The 24,000-nt window shown below is 72.0% G+C and carries 17 protein-coding genes; 8 read left to right on the top strand and 9 right to left on the bottom strand.

The features are described from left to right. A complete protein-coding gene (locus tag ACIGXX_RS05285; protein WP_399972954.1) occupies positions 1 to 2,850 on the bottom strand; it encodes a BTAD domain-containing putative transcriptional regulator in 2,850 nt (949 codons plus the stop codon). A gap of 168 nt (positions 2,851 to 3,018) precedes the next feature. Here ACIGXX_RS05285 and ACIGXX_RS05280 point away from each other — a divergent pair, with 168 nt between their 5' ends. Then, positions 3,019 to 3,366: a hypothetical protein gene (locus ACIGXX_RS05280; RefSeq protein ID WP_351158222.1), complete on the top strand. Its 348-nt coding sequence runs from the start codon at positions 3,019 to 3,021 to the stop codon at positions 3,364 to 3,366. Between the two features lie 102 nt (positions 3,367 to 3,468). Beyond that, entirely contained in the window at positions 3,469 to 3,849 is a 381-nt protein-coding gene (locus tag ACIGXX_RS05275; RefSeq protein ID WP_351158219.1) for a VOC family protein, read from the top strand. Positions 3,850 to 3,962: 113 nt separating this feature from the next. Here the strand turns inward: ACIGXX_RS05275 and acnA are convergent, their stop codons facing one another. Beyond that, complete coding sequence (gene acnA / locus ACIGXX_RS05270; RefSeq protein ID WP_351158216.1) at positions 3,963 to 6,692, bottom strand: aconitate hydratase AcnA; 2,730 nt, start codon at positions 6,690 to 6,692, stop codon at positions 3,963 to 3,965. A gap of 172 nt (positions 6,693 to 6,864) precedes the next feature. After that, complete coding sequence (locus ACIGXX_RS05265; RefSeq protein ID WP_351158213.1) at positions 6,865 to 7,788, bottom strand: sigma-70 family RNA polymerase sigma factor; 924 nt, start codon at positions 7,786 to 7,788, stop codon at positions 6,865 to 6,867. A gap of 111 nt (positions 7,789 to 7,899) precedes the next feature. Here ACIGXX_RS05265 and ACIGXX_RS05260 point away from each other — a divergent pair, with 111 nt between their 5' ends. Continuing rightward, positions 7,900 to 9,009, top strand: a complete 1,110-nt coding sequence (locus ACIGXX_RS05260) for an alkene reductase (RefSeq protein ID WP_361468048.1) — start codon at positions 7,900 to 7,902, stop codon at positions 9,007 to 9,009. Here ACIGXX_RS05260 and ACIGXX_RS05255 read toward each other — a convergent pair. After that, on the bottom strand, positions 8,991 to 9,998 hold the full coding sequence (locus ACIGXX_RS05255) for a LacI family DNA-binding transcriptional regulator (RefSeq protein ID WP_351158207.1): 1,008 nt from the start codon (positions 9,996 to 9,998) through the stop codon (positions 8,991 to 8,993). The genes ACIGXX_RS05260 and ACIGXX_RS05255 overlap by 19 nt on opposite strands. 159 nt (positions 9,999 to 10,157) lie before the next feature. On the opposite strand from ACIGXX_RS05255, the gene ACIGXX_RS05250 reads away from it, so the two are divergent. From ACIGXX_RS05250 to ACIGXX_RS05240, 3 genes are all read left to right on the top strand, one after another. Further along, positions 10,158 to 12,038: an amidohydrolase gene (locus ACIGXX_RS05250; RefSeq protein WP_399972948.1), complete on the top strand. Its 1,881-nt coding sequence runs from the start codon at positions 10,158 to 10,160 to the stop codon at positions 12,036 to 12,038. A 120-nt stretch (positions 12,039 to 12,158) separates the two neighbouring features. Next, entirely contained in the window at positions 12,159 to 13,688 is a 1,530-nt protein-coding gene (locus ACIGXX_RS05245) for a UDP-N-acetylglucosamine 1-carboxyvinyltransferase (RefSeq protein ID WP_351158202.1), read from the top strand. Between the two features lie 110 nt (positions 13,689 to 13,798). Beyond that, complete coding sequence (locus tag ACIGXX_RS05240; RefSeq protein ID WP_399972944.1) at positions 13,799 to 15,202, top strand: FG-GAP repeat domain-containing protein; 1,404 nt, start codon at positions 13,799 to 13,801, stop codon at positions 15,200 to 15,202. A gap of 19 nt (positions 15,203 to 15,221) precedes the next feature. Here the strand turns inward: ACIGXX_RS05240 and ACIGXX_RS05235 are convergent, their stop codons facing one another. The 3 genes from ACIGXX_RS05235 to ACIGXX_RS05225 form a co-directional block, all read right to left on the bottom strand. Continuing rightward, positions 15,222 to 16,058, bottom strand: coding sequence for an alpha/beta hydrolase (locus tag ACIGXX_RS05235; protein ID WP_351158196.1), 837 nt, complete (start codon positions 16,056 to 16,058; stop codon positions 15,222 to 15,224). A gap of 65 nt (positions 16,059 to 16,123) precedes the next feature. After that, a complete protein-coding gene (locus ACIGXX_RS05230) occupies positions 16,124 to 16,522 on the bottom strand; it encodes a RidA family protein (protein ID WP_351158193.1) in 399 nt (132 codons plus the stop codon). A gap of 267 nt (positions 16,523 to 16,789) precedes the next feature. Then, complete coding sequence (locus ACIGXX_RS05225) at positions 16,790 to 17,989, bottom strand: acyl-CoA dehydrogenase family protein (RefSeq protein ID WP_399972939.1); 1,200 nt, start codon at positions 17,987 to 17,989, stop codon at positions 16,790 to 16,792. A gap of 103 nt (positions 17,990 to 18,092) precedes the next feature. Between ACIGXX_RS05225 and ACIGXX_RS05220 the strand changes: the two genes are divergently transcribed. Further along, complete coding sequence (locus ACIGXX_RS05220; RefSeq protein ID WP_399972936.1) at positions 18,093 to 19,733, top strand: AMP-binding protein; 1,641 nt, start codon at positions 18,093 to 18,095, stop codon at positions 19,731 to 19,733. A gap of 4 nt (positions 19,734 to 19,737) precedes the next feature. Further along, positions 19,738 to 20,562 (top strand): PaaX family transcriptional regulator C-terminal domain-containing protein, encoded by an 825-nt coding sequence (locus tag ACIGXX_RS05215; protein WP_351158184.1) that lies wholly within the window; start codon positions 19,738 to 19,740, stop codon positions 20,560 to 20,562. A 9-nt stretch (positions 20,563 to 20,571) separates the two neighbouring features. Here ACIGXX_RS05215 and ACIGXX_RS05210 read toward each other — a convergent pair whose 3' ends face one another. Together ACIGXX_RS05210 and ACIGXX_RS05205 are read right to left on the bottom strand one after the other, a co-directional pair. Then, positions 20,572 to 22,905 carry a bifunctional salicylyl-CoA 5-hydroxylase/oxidoreductase gene (locus ACIGXX_RS05210; protein WP_399972932.1) on the bottom strand — a complete coding sequence of 778 codons (2,334 nt, stop codon included), beginning with the start codon at positions 22,903 to 22,905 and terminating at the stop codon, positions 20,572 to 20,574. A 2-nt stretch (positions 22,906 to 22,907) separates the two neighbouring features. Next, the gene (locus tag ACIGXX_RS05205; RefSeq protein WP_351158182.1) at positions 22,908 to 23,735 is read right to left on the bottom strand and encodes an enoyl-CoA hydratase family protein; all 828 of its coding nucleotides are present in this window, start codon (positions 23,733 to 23,735) and stop codon (positions 22,908 to 22,910) included. Positions 23,736 to 24,000 lie beyond the last annotated feature (265 nt).

Raw genomic sequence — 24,000 nt, 5'->3', positions numbered from 1 at the left:
TCACAGCGCGAGCCGCAGGGGGTCCCGCGTCCCCTCTCCTTCCGCGAAGGCCGCCGCGTAGGCCCGTTCGCCGAGGGTGTGGCGGACCAAGTGCTCGGTCTCGACGTGCGCTTCGTGGAGTGGCCGCAGGCCCGTCAGTGCGACGCCCGTCGTCCGCAGGAGGCTGCACGCCGCTCCTATCAGCCGGGCGGCTCGGCCATGGTCTCCGGTGGCGGCGACGGCCCAGGCCATGGCCTCCATGCCCCACACGGTCCCCCAGCGGTCACCGATGGCCCGCTGTCGGCGCAGGGAGTCACGGAACAGGCCCACCGCCCGGTGCGGGTCGCCGTGCCGGAGCTCCGCGAGGCCCACGCCCCACAGCCCCCAGGAGTGGGCCCAGCCCGCGCCGTGGGCTTCGGCCTCCGTCGCGTACTCCCGGCCGGCCGCCAGGGCGAGCTCACGCCCGCCGAGGAAGGCCGCCGCCATGGCCCAGAGCATGGTCGCCATGTGCGCGTCGCCCACCTGGCCGTGGGAACGGAAACGCTCCCTGGCCCGCGCCAGGAGCGCGATGGACCCCGCGTCCGCGTGGACGAGGAAGGCGAAGGCGCCCTCCACGTACGAGAGCACGCCCAGCGCTTCGACGTCCGCGTCGTCCCGGCCGAGCCGACCGGCCTCGGCCAGGAAGCGTTCGGCGGTGGACCGGTCCCCCTGGCACAGCGCGATCCAGGCGGCCAGGGCCAAGCAGCCGACGCGCAGTGGGGCGGGGGCGGTCGGGGCGAGGTCGAGCGCGCGGGTCAGCCAGTGGCGGCCTTCGCCGAGCGAGCTGCTGAAGAACCAGTACCGGGTGCGGGTGAGGTTCGCGGCGATCGCCAGACCGGCCGTGGCGTCGCCCTCCCCCGTGACGCAGAAGTCCAGGGCCGCCCGCAGGTTCGGTGACTCCAGGCGCAGCCGGGACAGCCAGGCGACCTCGTCGGGCCCGCACCACTGCTCGGCCGACCGCGCGGCCATGTCCGCGTAGTACGCGCAGTGGCGCCGCCGCAGCGGGATGTCCCGGCCCAGCTCCTGGAGCCTGCACTGCCCGTACTGGCGCAGGGTCTCCAGCATGCGGTACCGGGCCCGGGGGCCGGTGGTGTCGACGGTGAGCACCGACTTGTGCACCAGAGCGGCGAGGACGTCCACGATGTCCTCGCGGGTGGTGTCGTCACCCGGGCACACCGCCTCGGCCGCCGCGAGGTCGAAGCCGCCGGAGAACACCGACACCCCTGCCCACAGCCTCCTCTCGCGTTCGTCGCACAGGTCGTGGCTCCAGTCGACGACGCCGCGCAGGGTGCGCTGGTGCCGGGGCCCGGTGGGTTTCCCGGTGTCGGAGAGCAGCCGGAAGCGGTCGTCGAGGCGCTCCAGGATCTCCTCGGCCGAGAGCGCGCCCAGACGCACGGCGGCCAGCTCGATCGCCAGCGGGATGCCGTCCAGACGGCGGCACAGGCGGCCCACGGCCTCCTCGTTGCGCCGGGTGATCCGGAAGTGCGGGGCGCAGGCCTCGGCGCGGTCGGCAAGCAGCCGCACGGCCTCACAGCGCGTCGGCGTCGGCGGCGCGCCCCGGTCCTGGGGGACGGTCAGCGGCGGCACGGGCAGCAGGTACTCGCCGGGGATGCGCAGCCCTTGGCGGCTGGTGGCCAGCACGCGCAGGCCGGGGGCGGCGGTCAGGAGCGTACTCAGGAGGTGTCCGGCGGCCTCGGCCACGTGCTCGCAGTTGTCGAGCACGAGGAGCAACTGCCGCTCCCTCAGGTGCTCGACGAGCACCGCCGTGCCGGGCCGCAGCGACTGGTCGGGGATGCCGAGCGCCTCGGCGACCGCGCGGTCCAGGAGCTTCGGCTCGGTCAGCGGCGCGAGGTCGGCGAGCCACGCGCCGTGCGGAAAGGCCCAGGACGCCTCGGCCGCCGCGCGCAGCGCGAGGCGCGTCTTGCCGACTCCGCCCGGCCCGGTGAGCGTGACGAGGCGGGCGCTCTCCAGGAGCTTGCGGGTCTTGCGGAGCATGCTCTCGCGGCCGATGAACGTCGTCGTCTCGGCGGGCAGGTTCCCCTCGGTCCGTGGGCCGTCCGGCAACGACGGCGCGGCCAGGGAGGGGTCGGCGGTGAGCACCCGCTGATGGAGCTGCCACAGCTCCGGTCCCGGGTTGACGCCCAGCTCCTCGACGAGCAGGGCGCTGACGGTCCGGTAGCAGTCCAGGGCCTCGCTCTGCCGGCCCGAGCGGTAGAGGGCCAGCATGCGCTGCGCCCAGAAGCGCTCCTGGAGCGGGTGGGCGGCGGTGAGTTCGCGCAGGCGCGGCAGTACGTCCGCGTGGCGCCCGAGCCGGACGTCGGCGTCGGTGTGCAACTCCAGGGCGGCCAGGCGGCGTTCGTGCAGCGCGGGGGCGACGTCCAGCCGCAGCCGCTCGGACGGGACGTCCGAGAACGGCTCTCCGCGCCACAGCGCCAGCGCCTCGCCGAGCAGCGCCGATGCCCGCTCCGTGGCCTGCGCCGCCGCGGCGGACCGGGCGCGGGCGACCAGGGCGTCGAAGCGGTGCAGGTCCAGGGCCTCGTCGGGCACGTGGACGAGATAGCCGTCCGCGCAGGTGCGGATCGGCCCCCGGGACCCGCAGCCGAGGGTGCGGCGCAGCCGCAGCACGTAGTTCTGCAGGGCGTTGCGGGCGCCGTCCGGTGGTTCGTCCCACAGCCTGGCGATCAGGGTTTCACTGGGGACGACCTTGTTCGCGTCGATCAGAAGCGATGCCAGAAGGGCCCGCTGCTTGGCTGCCCGCATCGCCACGGGCCTGCCGTCGAACAGCACTTCAAGCGGCCCCAGAAGCCTGTACTCGAACTCCGTGATCCTCACCCCCGTCACCCACCATCGTCACCCAGAGTCATCATTCCAGCACGAGGCGTGAGTGTCGAGTGACCAAGGAGTGACCGGCGCGACAGGGCCGCCCGGAAACATCACTGGAGTGCGGACAGCGGTGCACGACCGGTGCACCGCGACGCGGAACCAGAAGGAGACCGACCCATGAACAAGCCTCGTCGTCTTACCGGGCTCGCCCTCAAGCTCGCGGCGGTGGCGGCCGCCGTGCTGCCGGTGTTCGCCGTCGCGCCGGGCGCGGCGGCGGCGCAGCAGGCGTCGGCCGCGGTGGCCAATGTCCTCAACTGCACCACGGACACCGACGGTTACTGGGGTCACGCGCACTGCACCAACAACACCGGTGTCGTGACGGCCTTCCGTGTCACGGTGGTCTGCGGGGAATGGCCCGACACCGCCGGACAGTGGAAGACGCTGAAGCCGGGCGCGTCCGACGTGTCGAGTGCCCGCTGCATCGCCGGCACGGGTGTCGGCAGTGTCGGCTGGGAAGAGGGGTGACAGCGCGGTGTCGCCGTGACTAAGATCGACGGCGACATCGCGTGTCGGTCACCGGCTGGGTGAGGCATGGAGGTGTCGGGAGATGCCTTCTGGAGGCATTCCTTGTCAGTCGAGCTGAACCACACGATCATCCACGCCCGGGACAACCGGGAGTCCGCCGAGTTCTTCTCGGATCTTCTGGGGCTCGAAATCGCCTCGGAGTGGGGCCCGTTCATCGCGGTGCAACTGAGCAACTCCGTCACCCTGGACTTCGCCAGCATCCCCGCGGACAAGATCACCCCGCAGCACTACGCCTTCCTGCTCTCCGAGCCGGAGTTCGACGCGGCGTACGAGAAGATCAGGGCACGCGGCATCGAGCACTGGGCCGACCCGCAGCAGAAGCAGCCGGGCGAGATCAACACCAACGACGGCGGACGCGGCGTCTACTTCCTGGACCCGTCGAAGCACGCGATGGAACTGATCACGGTCCCGTACGGCGGCTAGGCCCCGTAGGGGGCGCGGGGAATTGCGCGACAAGCCCCCGCGGCGCCGCAGACAACGCACGAGGGCCGCACCCCCAGCCGGGGGTGCGGCCCTCAACTGCTGTCTGCTGAGGCCTACTTGCGGATCAGGCTGCGCAGCACGTACTGCATGATGCCGCCGTTGCGGTAGTAGTCCGCCTCACCGGGGGTGTCGATGCGGACGACCGCGTCGAACTCCACACCGGTGTCGGTCGTGACCTTGACCGTGCTCGGGGTCGTGCCGTTGTTCAGCTCGGTCACGCCGGTGAAGGAGAAGGACTCCTCGCCGGTGAGGCCGAGGGACTCGGCGGACAGGCCCTCCGGGAACTGGAGCGGCAGGACGCCCATGCCGATGAGGTTCGAGCGGTGGATGCGCTCGTACGACTCGGCGATGACGGCCTTCACGCCGAGCAGCGCGGTGCCCTTGGCGGCCCAGTCGCGGGACGAGCCCGAGCCGTACTCCTTGCCCGCGAGGATCGCGAGGGGGGTGCCGGCCGCCTGGTAGTTCTGCGAGGCGTCGTAGATGAAGGAGACGGGGCCGTCTTCCTTCGTGAAGTCGCGGGTGAAGCCGCCCTCGGTGCCCGGCGCGATCTGGTTGCGCAGGCGGATGTTGGCGAACGTGCCGCGGATCATGACCTCGTGGTTGCCTCGGCGCGAGCCGTAGGAGTTGAAGTCGCGACGCTCGACGCCGTGCTCCGTGAGGTACTTGCCGGCCGGGGTGTCGGCCTTGATCGCACCGGCCGGGGAGATGTGGTCGGTGGTGACCGAGTCGCCCAGCTTGGCCAGGACGCGGGCGCCCGTGATGTCGGAGACCGGGGTGGTCTCCATCGTCATGCCCTCGAAGTAAGGGGGCTTACGGACGTAGGTGGACTGCGGGTCCCACTCGAAGGTGTTGCCGGTCGGGATCGAGAGCGCCTGCCACTGGGCGTCGCCCGCGAAGACGTCCTGGTAGGACTTGTTGAACATGTCCTCGCCGATGGAGTTGGCGACGACGTCGTTCACCTCGGCCTCGGTCGGCCAGATGTCCTTGAGGAAGACCGGGTTGCCGTCCTGGTCCGCGCCGAGCGCGTCCTTGGTGATGTCCACCTTCATCGAACCGGCGATGGCGTACGCGACGACCAGCGGCGGGGACGCCAGGTAGTTCATCTTGACGTCGGGGTTGATGCGACCCTCGAAGTTCCGGTTGCCGGAGAGGACCGACGTCACGGCCAGGTCGTGCTCGTTGACCGCCTTGGAGACCTCCTCGGGCAGCGGGCCCGAGTTGCCGATGCAGGTGGTGCAGCCGTAGCCGACGAGGTTGAAGCCGACCTTGTCGAGGTAGGGGGTGAGCCCCGCCTTGTCGAAGTAGTCGGTGACGACCTTGGAACCCGGGGCGAGGGTGGTCTTGACCCACGGCTTGCGGGTCAGGCCCTTCTCCACGGCCTTCTTCGCGACGAGCGCGGCGGCGACCATGACGTACGGGTTCGAGGTGTTGGTGCAGGAGGTGATCGCGGCGACCGTGACGGCGCCGTGGTCGATCTCGTACGTCGAGCCGTCGGGGGCGGTGACGGTGGTCGGACGCGTCGGCACGCCGTTGGTGGTGGCCGGGGCGTCGGAGGCCGGGAAGGACTCCTTGCCCGCCTCGTCGTCGTCCTCGACGTAGTTGCGCACGTCGAGCGCGAACTGCTGCGCGGCGTTGGCCAGGACGATGCGGTCCTGCGGGCGCTTGGGGCCTGCGATGGAGGGGACGACCGTGGAGAGGTCGAGCTCCAGCTTCTCGGAGAAGTCGGGCTCGGCGGCCGGGTCGAGCCAGAGGCCCTGCTCCTTGGCGTACGCCTCGACGAGCGCGACCTGCTGGGCGTCGCGGCCGGTCAGACGGAGGTACTTCAGCGTCTCGTCGTCGATCGGGAAGATCGCGGCGGTGGAGCCGAACTCCGGCGACATGTTGCCGATGGTGGCGCGGTTGGCCAGGGAGGTGGCGGCGACGCCCTCTCCGTAGAACTCGACGAACTTGCCGACGACGCCGTGCTTGCGCAGCATCTCGGTGATCGTGAGGACGAGGTCCGTGGCGGTGGTGCCGGCGTTCAGCTCACCGGTCAGCTTGAAGCCGACGACGCGCGGGATGAGCATGGAGACCGGCTGGCCCAGCATCGCGGCCTCGGCCTCGATGCCGCCGACGCCCCAGCCCAGGACGCCCAGGCCGTTGACCATCGTGGTGTGCGAGTCGGTGCCGACCAGGGTGTCGGGGTAGGCCTGGCCGTTACGGACCATGACCGTGCGCGCCAGGTGCTCGATGTTGACCTGGTGGACGATGCCGGTGCCCGGGGGGACGACCTTGAAGTCGTCGAAGGCGGTCTGGCCCCAGCGCAGGAACTGGTAGCGCTCCTTGTTGCGGCCGTACTCCAGCTCGACGTTCTGGCCGAACGCCTCCGCCGTGCCGAACTTGTCGGCGATGACGGAGTGGTCGATGACCAGCTCGGCCGGGGAGAGCGGGTTGACCTTGTCCGCGTCGCCGCCGAGCTCCTTGACGGCCTCACGCATGGTGGCGAGGTCCACGACGCAGGGCACGCCGGTGAAGTCCTGCATGATCACGCGGGCCGGCGTGAACTGGATCTCCTGCGAGGGCTGGGCCTGGGAGTCCCAGCCGCCGATCGCACGGATGTGGTCGGCGGTGATGTTCGCGCCGTCCTCGGTGCGGAGCAGGTTCTCCAGCAGCACCTTCAAGCTGTAAGGGAGGCGCGCGGAGCCCTCGACCTTGTCCAGCTTGAAGATCTCGTACGACTCGTCGCCCACGCGCAGCGTGCTGCGGGCGTCGAAGCTGTTCGCCGACACGACAGTCTCCTTCATATATGTGCGCGTTTCCGTCACATCCTGCCGCCACGACTCCTCGTCGATCCGCTAAGGTAAGGCTTAGTTAGGTAACCCTTACCGAGTGGCGGCTTCTGGTGCGCCTCGGCAGATATCTCGATGTCGAGATAACTCTAGTACATGCCCCGGCGTCACGACGAAGTGCGCCCGCTCACAGTTCGCCATGCCCTCCTTCGGGGGTGCCGGACACCTCGTCGAGAACGGACACCTCCAGAGCCGCCAGCCGCGCGGGATCTGCGACGACCTCGTACGCGGCGACGCGCCCTTCCTCGACCCTGATGACGAGCGCGAGGAGCAGCCTGCCCCGCGGCGCCACGACGAGTCCCACCGCTCCGCCGACCAGCGCGGCCTGCGCGAAGCGGGCGTTGCGCCTGAGCAGGACCGTCTCCTCGGCCACCGCCCGTGCGCCGCGGATCACCGCGGCGCCGCCCGCCGGCAGCGCGGAGAGGTCGGCCGTGCGCACGACGTCGGGGGCCAGGACCGTGAGCAGCGCCTCCAGGTCGCCGGTGCGGGCGGCCGCGAGAAAGGTCTCCACGACACGCCGGTGCTCCGCGCGCACCGGGACGGCAAGCGCCTCGGGCGGGGCCTGCACCTTGTGCCGCGCGCGGCTCGCGAGCTTCTTCGTGGCGACGGGGGTGCGCTCCACGACGGGCGCGATCTGGTCGAACGGCACGGCGAACAGGTCGTGCAGCACGAAGGCCACCCGCTCGGCGGGCCCCAGCGTGCCGAGGACCACGAGCAGCGCGCGGCCCACCGAGTCGGCCAGGAGCACCTCCTCCTGCGGGTCACCGTCGTCGCCGGACGGCGGAATCCGGTCCGGAAGGCGCTCCCCCGCCGGTTCCTCGTGGCGTTTGGCGGCGGAGCGCAGCATGTCGAGGCAGAGGCGGGAGACGACCGTGCGCAGCCAGCCGGTGAGGTTCTCGATCTCGTCGGCATCGGTGCGGCTGAGGCGCAGCCAGGTCTCCTGGACCGCGTCGTCGGCGTCGCTGAGCGAGCCGAGCATGCGGTAGGCGACACCGCGCAGATGCCCCCGGTGCGCCTCGAAGCGGTCGGCGAGTACCTCTTGCCCGTCCATCGGTCACCTTTCCCCGTCGTACGCCGTCACCTTCGTGTCCCCCCGGCTTCGTGTCCCTCGCGCCGAGCCGCCGTGACAGTAACGCCACGAACGCCACGAAGGAGAACCGTCATGACCGCCGCCCTGCCCCTCACCCTGGACCAGCCACTTCTGCACGGCACCCGCCTGGGCGAGCTCCGGATGCCCAACCGCGTGGTGATGGCCCCGCTCACCCGGGCCCGCGCCGACAACCCCGGCCTCGTCCCCACCGAACTGCACGCCGCCTACTACGGGCAGCGCGCCGGTGCCGGGCTCATCGTCACCGAGGGGACCTGGGTCAGCGAGCGGGCCATCGGCTTCGTCAACGTCCCCGGCGTCTACAGCGAGGCCCAGGTCGCCGGATGGCGCCGGGTCACCGACGTCGTCCACACCCTCGGCGGCCGCATCGTGCAGCAGCTCTGGCACACCGGCGCCGCGTCGCACCCCGACCACCTCGGCGGCGAACCGCCCGCCGGGCCTTCGGCGATCGACCCCCGCGCGCGGACCTTCACGCCCGGCGGGTTCAAGGAGACGCTCACACCGCGCGCGATGACCGCCGACGACATCCGGGCCACCGTCGCCGAGTTCCGCGCCGCGGCGGCCAACGCGCGGCGCGCCGGGTTCGACGGGGTCGAGATCGGCGCCCTCGGCGCGTTCCTCTTCACCCAGTTCCTCAATCCGCTGCTCAACCACCGCACGGACGCCTACGGCGGAGACCGCGCGGGACGGCGCCGCCTGCTGCTCGATGTCGTCGACGCGGTCACCGCCGAGTGGGACGGGCGGCGGGTGGGCGTGCGCCTCGCGCCGTACATGGCCGCGACCGAGCGTTTCGTGGTCGACGAGGAACTGCTCGCCGACTACGACGAGCTGGTGACGGAGCTGAACGAGCGCCCCCTGGCCTATCTCCACCTGCGCGGCCCCGACCTCGCGGGCCCCGGCGAGAGCCCCGACTTCGAGGCGTTCGCCCGCTACCGGAAGCGTTTCGAAGGGCCGCTGATCGCGAACAACGGCTTCGACAGGGACTCCGCGAACGCCCTCGTCGACGCGGGACACGCCGATGCCGTGTCCTTCGCCACCCACTTCGTCGCCAACCCCGACCTGGTCGGCCGGTTCGCCCTGGGCCGGGAGCTGGCGGCCGGTGATCCCGCCACGTACTACCAGGGCGGCGCGAAGGGGTACGCCGACTATCCGGCCGCGGGCTGAGCACCCGACGACGCGCGCACGAGGAGCCGCGCCGGTACGACGACCGGCCCCGGCGCCGCCGAGCCGCCGCCCTCGATCAGGTCGACCAGGAGGCCGACGGCGGCGCGGGCCGTCCGCTCCGGGTCGAGGGTCACCGTGGTCACGGGCGGCCGCGTCGTCGCGTATCCGGGGTCCTCGCTCGCGCACACCACCCGCAGGTCGCCGGGGACGCGCAGACCGAGCCGGGCCGCGGCGGCAAGCAGCCGGTGGCCGCCGGGGTCGTACGCCGCGTAGACGGCGTCGGCGCGGTCCGGTCCCCGCAACAGCGCGTCGAGCGAGCGCCCCTGGCCGTCCGCCAGATCGAAGGGCACCACCAGCGGTTCGGCGCCGCGCTCCGCGCACCATCCGGCGTACGCGGCCGTCACCGCGCGGGCGTAGTGCTCGTCGCCGTTGCCTGACTGCAGGGCGACGCGGCGGGCGCCGGATGCCGTGAGGTGGTCGAGGACCTCGCGGGTGGTCGCCTCGTGGTCGTTGTCGACCCAGTGGTCGCCGGGGCGCGGGTCACCGGGGACGCCGTCGAAGACGAGCGGGATGCCGCGGGCGCGCAGCGCGTTGACCATGGGGTCACCGCGCGGGCTGTCCATGATCAGCATTCCGTCGACGGCGAGGCTGTGCCAGGTGTCGTCCGCCGCGCGGTCCGCGGGCAGCGTGATCAGGGCGTAGCCCCGCGCGTGGGCCGCCGATGTGGCCGCCGTGACGGCGCGCGAGAAGTAGGCGATCTCCGTGTAGTTCCAGGCGGTGGCGAACGTCGTGACGGCGATGCCGAGCGTCCGGGTGCGCGGGGCGGTGCGGGGCGTGCCGTAGCCGAGGGCGGTCGCCACCTCGCGTACCCGGCGGCGGGTGGACTCGCCTATGCGGCCCGTGCCGTTCAGGGCGTGCGAGACCGTCGCAGTCGATACCTCCGCTGCGCGGGCGATGTCGGCGAGGGTCGGCCTTGGCACGGGGCACATCGTACGGATGCGGATTTCGTCGATGCGGGTGGCTTCTGGTTAACGCCTTACTCGGCAAGCGTTCATGCCGCCGCTTCTCGGCGGATCTTGCCCCCCTCCCACCCGATCACCCCGCGGCGCACCGTCGGCGTCCGGGGCCGGCCGCACCCTGGAGCGTCCATGCCCTCTCCGTCCTCCTCCCTCTCCCGCCGTGGCCTCATCGCCGCCGCCGGGGCCACCGGGCTGCTCACCGCCGTGGGCGCCGCGCCCGCCGCCGCATCGCCCCGGCGGTCCGCCGCGCTCGTGGTGCACAACGCCCGTGTCTTCAGCGGCACTCCCGGGCGCGACCGTGCGCGGGCCGTCGCCGTCGGGCGGGACGGGAGGATTCTTGCCGTCGGGAGCGACTCCGCGCTGAAGCGGTTCATCGGGCGGGACACGGAGGTCGTCGACGCGCGCGGCGGGACCCTCATGAGCGGCATCCACGACGGGCACGCCCACCCGATGGACGCCGCCAACCGCTCCCTGAAGCCTTCGCTCGCCAGTGCCGAACAGACCATCGCCGACCTCCAGAAGACCCTGACGGACTTCCTGAAGGACTCCGCCGACCAGGAGCCCGACGGGTGGCTGGTGGTGGAGGACTGGAACCCCGTGGGGCTCCTTCCGCACGGGACCGCCCCGCACCACTCCATGCTCGACGCCCTGCCCACCCGGCGCCCGGTCGTCCTGCGCGGCGGCGACGGGCACAACATCTGGGTCAATCAGCGTGCCCTCGACATCGCGGGCATCACCGCCTCCACCCCCGACCCGGTCGGCGGCAAGATCGTGAAGGGGTCGGACGGCAAGCCGACCGGCGTGCTCAAGGACGACGCCCAGCCGCTCGTCACCCGGCACATCCCCGAGCCCGACCAGGAGCAGCTCGTCGCCGCCGCCGCGAAGGTCCTCGCCGAGGCCGCCGCTTCGGGGATCACCACCTTCATGGAAGCCGTCGTCGGCAAGAGCGAGTTGGGCCTCTACAAGGCGCTGGCCGAGAGCGGGAAGCTCTTGCAGCGCATCGTGCCCGCCCTGCGCATCGACACCGACATGACCACGGACCCGGCCGCCGCGCTCGCCCACGCGCGGGGACTCCGTGACACGTTCGGCGGCGTACGCGGGCTCCGCTTCGGCACGGTGAAGGTCTTCCTCGACGGGGTCATCGAGTACCCGGCCCAGACCGCCGCGCTGCTGGAGCCCTATCTGGACGAGGACGGGAAGCCGACCGACCACCGCGGCGAGCTGTACGTCTCCGCCGCCGACTACGGCCGGCTCACCGCCGCCTTCAACAAGGACGGCTGGCAGATGCACGCGCACGCCATCGGCGACCGCGCGGTCCGAACGTCCCTGGACGGGTACGCGTACGCCCTGCGCACGACCAAGGCGCGCGGCCTGCGCAACACCACCGCCCACCTCCAACTCGTCGACCCCGCAGACCTGCCCCGCTTCGCCCGGCTCGGCGTCGTGCCCTGCATGCAGCTCCAGTGGGCCACCCGCAACACCTGGACCATGGACGCCCTGCTGCCCTACATCGGTGCCGGGCGCCACCGTTGGCAGTACCCGGCGCGCAGTCTGGAGCGGCACGGGGCGCAGCTCGCCGGTGGCTCGGACTGGCCGGTCGACCCGCTCCAGGTGTGGAACCAGGTGCGCACCTCCGTCGACCGGTTCGGGGACGAGGGCGAGGGCGAGCTGTACCGCGAGCAGGAAGGGCTGAGCCGGTCGTCCGCCCTGCTCATGCACACCCTCGGCACGGCGCGTCAACTCCGTATGGACCATCTCACCGGAACCGTCGAACGGGGCAAGTCGGCCGATCTGGTGCTGCTCGACCGCGATCTGACGCGGTGTCCGGTGGCTGATATCAGCTCTGCCGAAGTGCGTCTGACGTTGACCGGGGGCACAGTGGTGCATGACGCCGACTCGTCGGCCGGGCGCGCGGCCGCCGCCCGGGTGACGCGCGCGGCGGCCGGTCCCCGGCCCACGGCGCAGGCCGCGGTGCACGGTGGTCGGCACGCCTCGTGCGGATGCGGCTGAGCCGTAGCGGCACGTGGCGTACGGAAACGACGTACGGGGACTTCCGTACTGAATCGGTCGTTTCTCGTATGGCCTACCCCAGCGCGTGCGTCATCTCATATCTGAGATAACCTGCGGAACATGGCAGACGATTACCTCGTACGTATCGGCAAGCTCATCCGCGACGCCCGTCAGCACCGGGGCTGGACGCAGTCGCAGCTTGCCGAGGCGCTCAACACCAGTCAGAGCGCCGTGAACCGCATCGAGCGGGGCAACCAGAACATCAGCCTTGAGATGATCGCCCGTATCGGCGAAGCGCTGGACAGTGAAATCGTCTCGCTCGGGTACGCGGGACCCATGCATCTGCGCGTGGTCGGCAATCGCCGGCTCTCGGGCTCCATCGACGTCAAGACGAGCAAGAACGCCTGCGTGGCGCTGCTCTGCGCGTCCCTGCTGAACAAGGGGCGCACGGTGCTGCGCCGCGTGGCGCGGATCGAGGAGGTCTACCGCCTCCTCGAGGTCCTCGGTTCGATCGGCGTACGCACCCGTTGGATCAACGACGGGGTCGACCTCGAGATCGTGCCGCCCGCCAAACTCGACATGGAGGCGATCGACTCCGAGGCCGCGATCCGGACCCGCTCGATCATCATGTTCCTGGGTCCGCTGCTGCACCGCATGGACCGCTTCAAGCTGCCGTACGCGGGCGGTTGCGACCTCGGCACCCGCACGATCGAGCCGCACATGATCGCGCTGCGCCGCTTCGGGCTCGACATCGCCGCGACCGAGGGGCTCTACCACGCCGAGGTCGCGCGGGACGTCGTACCGGACCGTCCGATCGTGCTGACCGAGCGCGGCGACACCGTGACCGAGAACGCCCTGCTCGCCGCGGCGCGCAGCGACTGCACGACCGTCATCCGCAACGCCTCGTCGAACTACATGGTCCAGGACCTGTGCTTCTTCCTGGAGGCGCTCGGCGTGAAGGTCGAGGGCATCGGCACGACGACCCTCACCGTGCACGGCGTGCCGACCATCGACGTCGACGTGGACTACTCCCCCTCCGAGGACCCGGTCGAGGCGATGAGCCTGCTCGCCGCGGCGGTCGTCACGGAGTCCGAACTGACCGTGAACCGCGTCCCGATCGAGTTCCTGGAGATCGAGCTCGCGGTCCTGGAGGAGATGGGGCTCGACCACGACCGCACGGCGGAGTACTTCGCCGACAACGGCCGTACGCGCCTGATCGACCTCACCGTCCGGCCCTCCAAGCTGGAGGCGCCGATCGACAAGATCCACCCGATGCCGTTCCCCGGCCTGAACATCGACAACGTCCCCTTCTTCGCGGCCATCGCGGCGGCGGCGCAGGGCAAGACGCTGATCCACGACTGGGTCTACGACAACCGCGCGATCTATCTGACCGACCTGAACCGCCTCGGCGGGCGCCTCCAACTCCTCGACCCGCACCGCGTGTTGGTGGAGGGCCCGACCCGCTGGCGCGCCGCCGAGATGATGTGCCCGCCCGCGCTGCGGCCCGCCGTGGTCGTGCTGCTCGCGATGATGGCCGCCGAGGGCACGTCCGTGCTGCGCAACGTGTACGTGATCAACCGTGGCTACGAGGAGCTGGCCGAGCGGCTCAACTCCGTGGGCGCGCAGATCGAGACGTTCCGGGACATCTAGCCTCCGGTAGACCCCGGTATCCCCGGTAGCCCCCGGTTCTCCTGACACGACTGGGCAACGATCCCGGTCGTGCCTGGAGATGCGCGAGGGCGCGGTGTTGGGGTGGGCGCATGGAAGATCGCACCCGCGTCCCCGGCACCCGCGCCCTCGGCACACGCGCCCTCGTCGCGCTCTGTGCCTCGCTGGCCCTGCTCGCGGCGGGGTGCGGCGGGCAGGGCGACACCGGCGAGCCGTCGCCGTCCAAGGGCGGCGGCAACCCCATGAACCCCGTGACCCCCGTGGTGACTCCGACCGCCTCGCGTCCCGTGCCCGCCGACGGCAAGGGCTCGAAGGACCCGGACGACATCAACGGGGACGGGCACCGCGATCTGCTCGTCCCCGTGACCTCCCGCAAGGAGGACGGACACGGGCGGACCGCCGTCGTCTTCGGCTCCGCCAAGGGGCTCGACCCGTCGACCCACGCCGTGTACGACTACGCCTCGGGCACCCTCACCACGGCCGACCTGGACGGCGACGGCTATCCCGACTTCGTCTCCACCGAGCGCTCCACGGCGCAGGAGAAGCCGACCGTGGCCTGGGGCGGCCCGAGCGGGCCGAAGGCCGGTGCGGAGGCGACCGAGATCCAGGTGCCGGGCGGCCTGTCGGGCGAGGGCCTGTCCGGCCCGGAGCGGGGCGACTTCGACGGGGACGGACACCACGACATCGCGGCGGTCCGGCAGGACGGGTCCGTGACCCTGCTGTACGGCCCCTTCACCCGGGCCGGGGCCCCGGCCCGCAGCGACTCCCGGCCCGGCAGGGGGAGCTGGCTCGCCGCGGACGACATCGACCCCACGGGCAAGGCGCACGCGACCGGCCTCCTCGTCCACGAGGGCGACGACGGCGAGCAGACGGGCGGCGTCCTCTACCGGGCGCGCACCGGAAGCGGCCTGTCCCGGACCTCCGTCGAGCTGCGCGACGGCAACGCGGTGGCGTGGGGCGACTACGACGGTGACGGCGCCCGCGATGTGGCCATCGGCGACAACGGCAGCCGCAACAACGAGCCGGACACGGGAGAAGCGCCGGAGGTGGTCTTCTCCCTCGCGATCTACCCGGGCACGGGTGGCGCCCCGGCCACGCACAAGATCCCGCCGAGCAAGAACAGCTCCTACTACGGGCCCGGCGGCTACAACTCCGCGGACCCGGACGGCGACGGCAAGGACGGCCTCGTCGTGGCCACGGACGAGGGCGCGCTGCTGATCGAGCTGCCGGCCGAGGGCGAGAAGCGGACGAAGATCCTCCGCGAGAGGCCCGCCCGCGCGGACGGCAAGAAGATCCCGGCCCGCTGGCGGCACGCCCGCCCCTTCGCCGCCGCCGACTTCGACGACGACGGCAAGGAGGAACTGATCCTGAACTGGGGCACGGGCGTGTTGTTCAACCTCTACGGCGAGAACCCCACGCACTGGTGGCTCACGGACGGCACGTCGTCCCACGACAAGACGGCGTTCGCCACGACGGGGTTCGCGGGGCGGGGCTGAGGGGCTGAGCGCCCCCGCCCTAGGTGGCGGCCACGAACTCCCGGATCGCCGCAGCCAGGCCGTCCGGGCGGTCCAGCGGGATCAGCGTGCGGCAGTCGTCCAGCTCCACCAGGCGGCTCTTGGGAAGCAGTTCGGCGAACCTGCGGCCGTGCTCCGGGGGCATCATCTTGTCCTGCTTGCCCCACACGATCAGGGCCGGCCTGTCGTACGAGGCCAGCGCGTCCGCCGCCTCCCGCATCTCCGTCTTGCGCGCGGAGCGCAGATAGCGGACCAGGACCCCGCGTGCCACGGGGTCGGTGCGCAGCGGTTCGAGCCAGCGGTCGGTCAGGTCGTGCGGGACGGGGCGGTGCGCCATGACCGCGAATCCCGTGCCCGGGACGCGGCGCAGGGCGCGTACGGAGAGGATGCGGACCAGGAGCGCGATGCCGCCCGGGACGCGCGCGGCGGCGTCCATCATCTTGCCGCCCGCGCGCGGCGGGTAGTTGTCGAAGGCCTCGCAGCCCGCGATGACCATCCGGCCGACTCGGTCGGGGCGTTCGGCCGCCAGCTGCTGGAGCCGTCCGGCGTCGTTCTCGACGAAGACCGCGTCGTCGCCGAGCTCCAGCGCGTCGGCGAACTCGCCGATCAGCCGGGCCATGGTCGGTGGCGTGAGCTCGGCGCCCGGCTTCAGGGGCACGCGGTGGCTGCCGTACGGCAGGGTCGGCACCAGGCAGCGGAACTCGTCGCCCAGTTCCTCGACGACGTGGCGCCATACGCTGCCGTCCTGGACAGGACCGTGCAGAAGGACGAGCGGTGTGCCGGTCCCTCCGGTGTCCTCGTACTCGATCGGTCCCGCGGTGAGTTCGATCTGTGCCATGCCCGCCCCGTTTCCTCGCGTGATCGTCATTGCCTCGCGTGATCGTCGGCATGACGCTATGCGGATCAGTCGAGTACCGCCACCCCGTCCAGCTCCACCAGGCACTGTTCGTCCCAGAGCCGGACGGCGCCGATCACCGCCATGGCGGGGTAGTCGCGTCCCGCCAACTTGCGCCAGATGCGGCCGAGTTGCGCGGCCTGGGTGCGGTAGTCGGCGACGTCCGTGGCGTAGACGGTGACGCGGGCGAGGTCGGCGGGGGTGCCGCCTGCGTGGCGCAGGGCCGTGAGGAGGTTGGTCAACGCCTGCTCGAACTGTTCGGGGAGGGTGGTGGCGGTGACCTTCCCCTCGACGTCGAGCGCGGTCTGGCCCGCGAGGAAGACGAGGCGGGTGCCGGTGGCGGTGACGGCGTGCGAGAAGCCGGTGGGCGGGGAGAGGTCTACGGGGTTGATGCGGTTGAGGGGCATGGGGTGGTCTCCTGTCTCTCTGTAGTCGTGTGCGGGATCGTTGCGCCTGCGGCGGGCCTTTCCCCAACCCCACCCCTTCCCGAAAACCCGCTCGGCGCGGGGGCCAACCTGGGGCTCCGCCCCAGACCCCGCTCCTCAAACGCCGGAGGGGCTGAATTTTCAGCCCGTCCGGCGTTTGAGGACGAACTCGGCGGAGCCGGTGATGGACGGCCACCAAGGCCCCCGCGCCAGAGCGGGTTTTCGGGAAGGGGCGGGGTTGGGGAGAGATCATTCGTTGTAACCCGAGTACAACTCCTTCGCGATGATGGTCCGTTGCACCTCACTCGCCCCCTCGTAGATACGAGGCGCCCGCACCTCCCGGTACAAGTGCTCCAGCAAATGCCCCCGCTGCAAAGCGCACGCCCCGTGCAGCTGAACCGCCGCGTCCACCACATACTGCGCCGTCTCCGTGGCCATCAGCTTCGCCATCGCCGCGCGCCGGGCGATGTCCGGCTCGTCGCGGTCGTAGGCCGCCGCCGCCGCGTGCACCATGAGGCGGGCCGCCTCGGTCCGGGTGGCCATCTCAGCGACCTGGTGCGCCACCGCCTGAAGGTCCTTCAACTTGCCGCCGAACGCGTCGCGTTGAGCCGTGTGCGCGAGCGTCGCGTCGAGCGCCGCGGCCGCCATGCCGACCGCGAAGGCGCCGACGCTGGGGCGGAAGCGGTTGAGGGTGGTCATGGCGACGCGGAAACCGCGGTCGGGTTCGCCCAGCACGTCGTCGCCGGTGACGGTCACGCCGTCGAAGGCGAGGGCGCCGATCGGGTGCGGGGAGAGCATGTCCAGGGGGGTGCCGGTGAGGCCCGCCCGGTCGGCGGGCACGAGGAAGGCGGTGACGCCGCGGGCGCCCGCGCCGGGGGTCGTACGGGCGAAGACGGTGTAGAAGTCGGCCTCGGGTGCGTTCGAGATCCAGCACTTCTCGCCGGTGAGCCGCCAGGAGGACGGGCCGTCCGGCGCGGCGCGCAGGGCCAGGGCCGCGGCGTCCGAGCCCGCGCCGGGCTCGGAGAGCGCGAAGGCTGCGACGGCGTGGCCCGCGCGGGCGGGGGCCAACCACTGCTCGCGCTGGCGCGCGGAGCCGTACGCGGCGACGGGGTGCGCCCCCAGGCCCTGCAGGGCGAGCGCTGTCTCGGCCTCCGTACAGGCATAGGCGAGGGACTCGCGCAGGAGGCAGAGCCCCAGGGCGCCGGACGTGGCGCGCGGGGCCCGTGAGGCGGAGGGGGTGGAGGCTCCACCCCCACCCCCACCCCTACCCTCCCCCTCGCCCGCGAACAGGCGGTCCAGCAGACCCAGTTCACCCAGCGCCTCCACCAGCGGGCGGTTCACCCGGCCCGGCTCGCCCTTCTCCGCCAGCGGGCGCAGCCGCTCGTCGGCGAGGGTGCGTAGCTCCGCACACCAGGCGGTTTGTTCCGGATTGAGCGAGAATGCCGTCATGCCGGGCCCCTCCTCTATCGCGCACCGTTGACTGTCGTCACCATCACGATACGCTCGTTGCGCGAGCTCACCACAAGCCCGAACGGCAAGGGGGCGACCCGCTGTGGACGCCAAGAGTGCACCCCGACTCCATCCATCGGCCCACGTCGACACCTTCGCCCGGGAGCATCTCCCGCCGCCGGAGCAGTGGCCCGCGTTCGTCCACGACCGGCCCGAGCTGCACTACCCCGACCGGCTCAACTGCGGCGCCGAGCTCCTGGACCGGACGGTGGCGCGGTTCGGCGCCGACCGTCCCGCGTTCCGTGCGGGCTCCGGCGAGCTGTGGACGTACGGCGAGCTGCAGCGGCACGTCGACCGGATCGCGCACGTCCTGACCGGCGAACTCGACGTACGGCCCGGCCAGCGCGTCCTGCTGCGCGGCCCCACCTCCCCCTGGCTCGCGGCCTGCTGGCTGGCGGTGATGAAGGCGGGCGCGGTCGCGGTCACCGTCCTGGCCCAGCAGCGCTCGCAGGAGCTGGCCACGATGTGCGAGATCGCCGAGGTCGGCCACGCGCTGTGCGACGCCCGCGCCGTGGACGACCTGATCAAGGCCGGTGTCCCGGGGCTCCGCGTCACCACGTACGGCGCGGACACGGACGACGACCTGCTGGCGCGCGCCGCCCGGCAGCCGGACGGCTACGAACCCGTCGACACCGCCGCCGACGACGTCGCCCTCATCGCCTTCACCTCCGGCACCACCGGCCGCCCCAAGGGCTGCATGCACTTCCACCGTGACGTGCTCGCCATCGCCGACACCTTCGCGCGCCACGTCCTCAAGCCCGTGCCCGAGGACGTGTTCGCGGGCAGCCCGCCGCTCGGCTTCACCTTCGGGCTCGGCGGGCTCGTCATCTTCCCGCTGCGGTTCGGCGCCTCCTCGCTCCTGCTCGAACAGGCGGGTCCCAAGCAGCTGTTGCCCGCGATCGCCGAGCACGGCGTGACGGTGATCTTCACCGCGCCGACCGCCTACCGCGCGATGCTCGACGAGCTCAGCAGGCCCGACGCGCACGACGTCTCCACGCTGCGGCGGTGCGTCTCCGCCGGCGAGAACCTGCCCGCCTCCACCTGGCAGGCCTGGCACGAGCGCACCGGGCACCGCATCATCAACGGCATCGGCGCGACCGAGCTCCTGCACATCTTCATCTCCGCCGCGGACGAGGCCATCAGGCCCGGCACCACGGGCCGCCCCGTTCCGGGGTGGCACGCGCGCGTGGTCGACGATTCGGGGGCCCAGGTGCCGGACGGGCAACCAGGCCTGCTCGCCGTCCGCGGCCCGGTCGGCTGCCGCTATCTGGGTGACGAGCGGCAGCTTCAGTACGTACGCCACGGCTGGAACGTCACCGGCGACACCTATGTCCGCGACGCCGACGGCTACTTCACCTACGTGGCCCGCGCGGACGACATGATCATCTCGGCCGGGTACAACATCGCGGGCCCGGAGGTCGAGGAGGCGCTCATGCGCCACCCCGACGTCCTGGAGACCGCCGTCGTGGGGCGCCCGGACGAGCTGCGCGGGCAGATAGTCGTCGCGTACGTCGTCGCGCGTCCGGGCACGGAACGGGACCCGGACCGGCTCCGCGAGTTCGTGAAGGGCGAGCTGGTGCCGTACAAGTGCCCGCGCGAGATCGTCTACCTGGACGCGCTGCCGCGCACCGCCACGGGCAAGCTCCAGCGGTTCCGGCTGCGGGAGCCCGGCCCCGTAGAGTGATCACGTGTCCGAGCAGCACACTCCACGGTCCCTGATCGTCACCTTCTACGGCGCCTACGGGCGCGCGGCCCCCGGCCCGGTGCCCGTCGCCGAGCTGGTCAGACTCCTCGCCCCGGTCGGCGTGGACGCCCCCTCCGTGCGCTCGTCCGTGTCCCGGCTCAAGCGGCGCGGCCTCCTCGTCCCGGCGCGGACGGCCGCGGGCGCCGCGGGGTACGCCCTGTCGCCGGACGCGCGCCAGCTCCTGGAGGACGGCGACCGGCGCATCTACGCCTCTCCCCCGGCCGCGCGGCGGGACGGCGGCTGGGTGCTCGCCGTCTTCTCCGTGCCGGAGTCGGAGCGCCAGAAGCGACACGTACTGCGCTCCCGCCTTGCCGGGCTCGGCTTCGGGACGGCCGCTCCAGGGGTATGGATCGCCCCGGCGCACCTCTACGAAGAGACCCGGCACACCCTGGAGCGCCTCCAACTCGCCTCGTACGTCGACCTGTTCCGGGGCGAGCACCTGGGCTTCGCGGCGACGGCGGACGCGGTGGCCCGCTGGTGGGACCTGTCCTCGATCGCCAAGGAGCACGAGGCGTTCCTCGACCGGCACGAGCCGGTGCTCCGGGCCTGGCAGGGGCGGACGGACACCCCGCCGGAGGAGGCGTACCGCGACTACCTGCTGGCCCTGGACTCCTGGCGCCGGCTTCCGTACGCGGATCCGGGGCTGCCGGGGGAACTCCTCCCGGAGGGGTGGCCCGGCGACCGGTCCGCCGAGGTGTTCACGGCGCTGGACGGGCGGCTGCGGGACGCGGGGGCGCGCTTCGTGACGCCCGCGCCGGACGGCACCTGAGCCCGCTCGTCACCTCCCCAGCGTGAGGCGGGGCTTGGGGGCGTCCGTGCGGCCGGTCTGCGGCGGCCTGCTGCCCGCGCGGTACTGCGAGGGCCAGCTGACTCCCGGCCCCGCGTAGCCCTGTTCGGCCGCCGCGTGCAGGGTCCAGTGCGGGTCGTACAGATGCGGGCGCGCGAGTGCGCACAGGTCCGTGCGGCCCGCCAGGATCAGCGAGTTGACGTCGTCCCAGGAGGAGATGGCGCCGACCGTGAGGACGGGGGTACCGGTTTCATTGCGGATGCGGTCGGCGAACGGGGTCTGGTAGGAGCGGCCGTACGCGGGGCGCTCGTCGGAGACGACCTGGCCCGTGGAGACGTCGATCGCGTCGGCTCCGTGGGCGGCGAAGGCGCGGGCGATCTCGACGGCCTCGTCCGCCGTGGTGCCGCCGTCGGCCCAGTCGGTGGCCGAGATGCGGACGGTCATGGGTTTACCCTCCGGCCACAACTCCCGCAGCGCGTCGAAGACTTCGAGGGGGAAGCGCAGTCGGTTGTGCAGCGATCCGCCGTACTCGTCCGTCCTGCGGTTGGTCAGCGGCGAGAGGAACCCGGACAGCAGATAGCCGTGCGCGCAGTGCAGTTCGAGGAGGTCGAAACCGCTGTCATCTGCGCGCCGGGCCGCCGAGACGAACTCCTCGCGGACCGCGGTCAGTTCGGCCCGGTCCAGCTCGTGCGGGCGCTGACTGTTCTCCTTGTACGGGAGGGGCGAGGGCGCCACCAGCGGCCAGTTGCCCTCGTCGAGGGGTTCGTCGATGCCCTCCCACATCAGCTTCGTCGAGCCCTTGCGGCCCGAGTGACCGAGCTGGACGCCGATCGCGGTGCCGGGCGCCTGCGCGTGCGCGAAGTCGGTGATCCTGCGCCAGGCGTCGGCCTGGCCGTCGGTGTAGAGCCCGGCGCAGCCCGGCGTGATGCGGCCACGCTCGCTGACGCAGACCATCTCGGTCATGACCAGGCCCGCGCCGCCGAGCGCACGGGCGCCCAGGTGGACGAGGTGGAAGTCGCCGGGGACGCCGTCCACCGCGGAGTACATGTCCATGGGCGAGACGACCACGCGGTTGCGCAGGGTGAGGTCGCGCAGCCGGAAGGGCGTGAACATCGGCGGCGTACCGGCCGGGCAGCCGAAGTCGCGCTCGACGGACTCGGTGAAGCGGGCGTCGCGCAGCCGCAGGTTGTCGTGGGTGACGCGGCGGCTGCGGGTGAGCAGGTTGAACGCGAACTGGCGCGGCGGCTGGCCGAGATAGTCCGGGAGCCGCTCGAACCACTCCAGGCTCGCGCGGGCGGCGCGCTGCGTGGACTCGACGACGGGCCGGCGCTCGCTCTCGTACGCGGCGAGGGCCTCGGCAATGCCGGGCCGCTCCTGGAGGCAGGCGGCGAGCGCGAGGGCGTCCTCGACGGCGAGCTTGGTGCCGGAGCCGATGGAAAAGTGGGCGGTGTGGGCCGCGTCGCCGATGAGGACCGTGTTGCCGTGCGACCAGCGTTTGTTGACGACCGTGCGGAAGTTGATCCAGGCGGACTTGTTGCCGCGCAGGGTGCGGCCGTCGAGGGCGTCGGCGAAGATCTTGGCGCAGCGCTCGGTCGACTCGCGCTCGTCGAGCTCCGCGAACCCGGCCGCCTCCCACACCTCTTCGCGCATCTCGACGATGACGGTGGACTCGCCGGTCCCGCCCCCGCTCCCCGCCGTGGAGAACGGATAGCCGTGCAGCTGCATCACGCCGTGCTCGGTCTCGGCGATCTCGAAGCGGAAGGCGTCGAAGGCGAAGTCGGCGGCGAGCCAGATGTAGCGGCAGCGGTGCGTCTCGATGCTCGGCCCGAAGGCTTCGGCGTGCGCCTCGCGGGTGAGGCTGTGCACGCCGTCGGCCGCGATCACCAGGTCGTACGCGGTGGAGAGCTCGGCCGCAGGGGGTGCCTCGGCGCAAAAGCGCAGGTCGACGCCGAGCTCCCGGCACCGCTCGTGCAGGATGCCGAGCAGTCGGCGGCGCCCGAGCGCAGCGAAGCCGTGGCCGCCCGAGGTGTGCCGGCTGCCCCGGTGCACGATGTCGATGTCGTCCCAGCGCACGAACTCCGCCTGGAGAGCGGCGTACACGACGGGGTCGGCGTGCTCGATGCCGCCGAGCGTCTCGTCCGAGAGGACGACGCCGAAGCCGAACGTGTCGTCCGGGGCGTTGCGCTCCCAGACGGTGATCTCGCGCTCCGGGTCGAGCCGCTTGAGCAGGGCCGCCGCGTAGAGCCCGCCGGGGCCGCCGCCGATGACGGCGATGCGGTGCGCGGAGCCGCGCGCGGGGGTGGCCGTGGTCGCGGGGGTGGTCATGGTCAGCGCCCCTGCCACTTGGGCGGGCGCTTCTCCGTGAACGCCGCGTGGAATTCCTTGTAGTCCTCGCCGGTCATGAGCAGGGCCTGCGTCGCCGCGTCCAGCTCCACGGCGGCGGCGAGCGGCATGTCCAGTTCGGAGGTCAGCAGGGCCTTGGTCTGCGCGTACGCGAGGGCGGGCCCGTCGGCGAGGCGGCGGGCCAGGGCCTGTGCGGCCTCGGCCGCCCTGCCCTCGTCCGTCAACTCGCTGATCAGACCGATCCGTTCGGCCTCGGGGGCGCGCACCGCGTCGCCCAGCATCAGGATGCGCGTGGCGTGGCCGAGGCCGACGACGCGGGGCAGGAGGTACGCGGCGCCCATGTCGCCGCCGGACAGGCCGACCCGGGTGAAGAGGAAGGAGAACCGCGCCGAGGGGTCCGCCACCCGGAAGTCGGCGGCGAGGGCGAGCACGGCGCCCGCGCCCGCGGCGACCCCGTGCACGGCGGCGATCACCGGGAAGGGGCATTCGCGGATGGCCCGGACGACCTGGCCCGTCATGCGGTTGAAGTCGAGCAGCTGAGCGGTGTCCATGCCGAGGGTCGCGCCGATGATCTCGTCGACGTCACCGCCCGAGCAGAAGCCGCGCCCCTCCCCGCCGAGCACCAGGGCGCGCACGGACTTGTCGCGGGAGAGCTCGGCCAGGAGATCGCGCAGGTCGGCGTAGGCGCCGAAGGTGAGCGCGTTCAGTTTGTCGGGGCGGGCCAGGGTGACCGTGGCGACCCCGTCGTCCACCTCGAAGCGGAGGTGCTGCCAGTCGGGGGTGCGGGGGGCGGAGCCGGTGAAGGGACTCATGACGACGTGCGGCCTCCTCGGTCGGGGCGGCGGCGGTCTGCCTCTCGAAGTTATCACCGATCCGTGACCGTCGTCACGAGTGCGCGATATGCGGTCCGGGCAGCCTCCCCGTGGACCCCACGGCCGCGGCAGCCCCCAGAGCTCCCATCCGCACCACAGAGCCCTTGTGGGAACTGAAATCCCGATATGCGCGTCTTTTCACCTGGAGCACCCAAGGGCCGGACGTCCCGGAAATGCCCGACCGTCGACCCTGTCGACATAGCGC

The sequence above is a fragment of the Streptomyces sp. NPDC055243 genome (assembly GCF_044544025.1).
Classification (GTDB): domain Bacteria; phylum Actinomycetota; class Actinomycetes; order Streptomycetales; family Streptomycetaceae; genus Streptomyces.
This window is presented reverse-complemented; position numbering and strand designations above follow the sequence as displayed.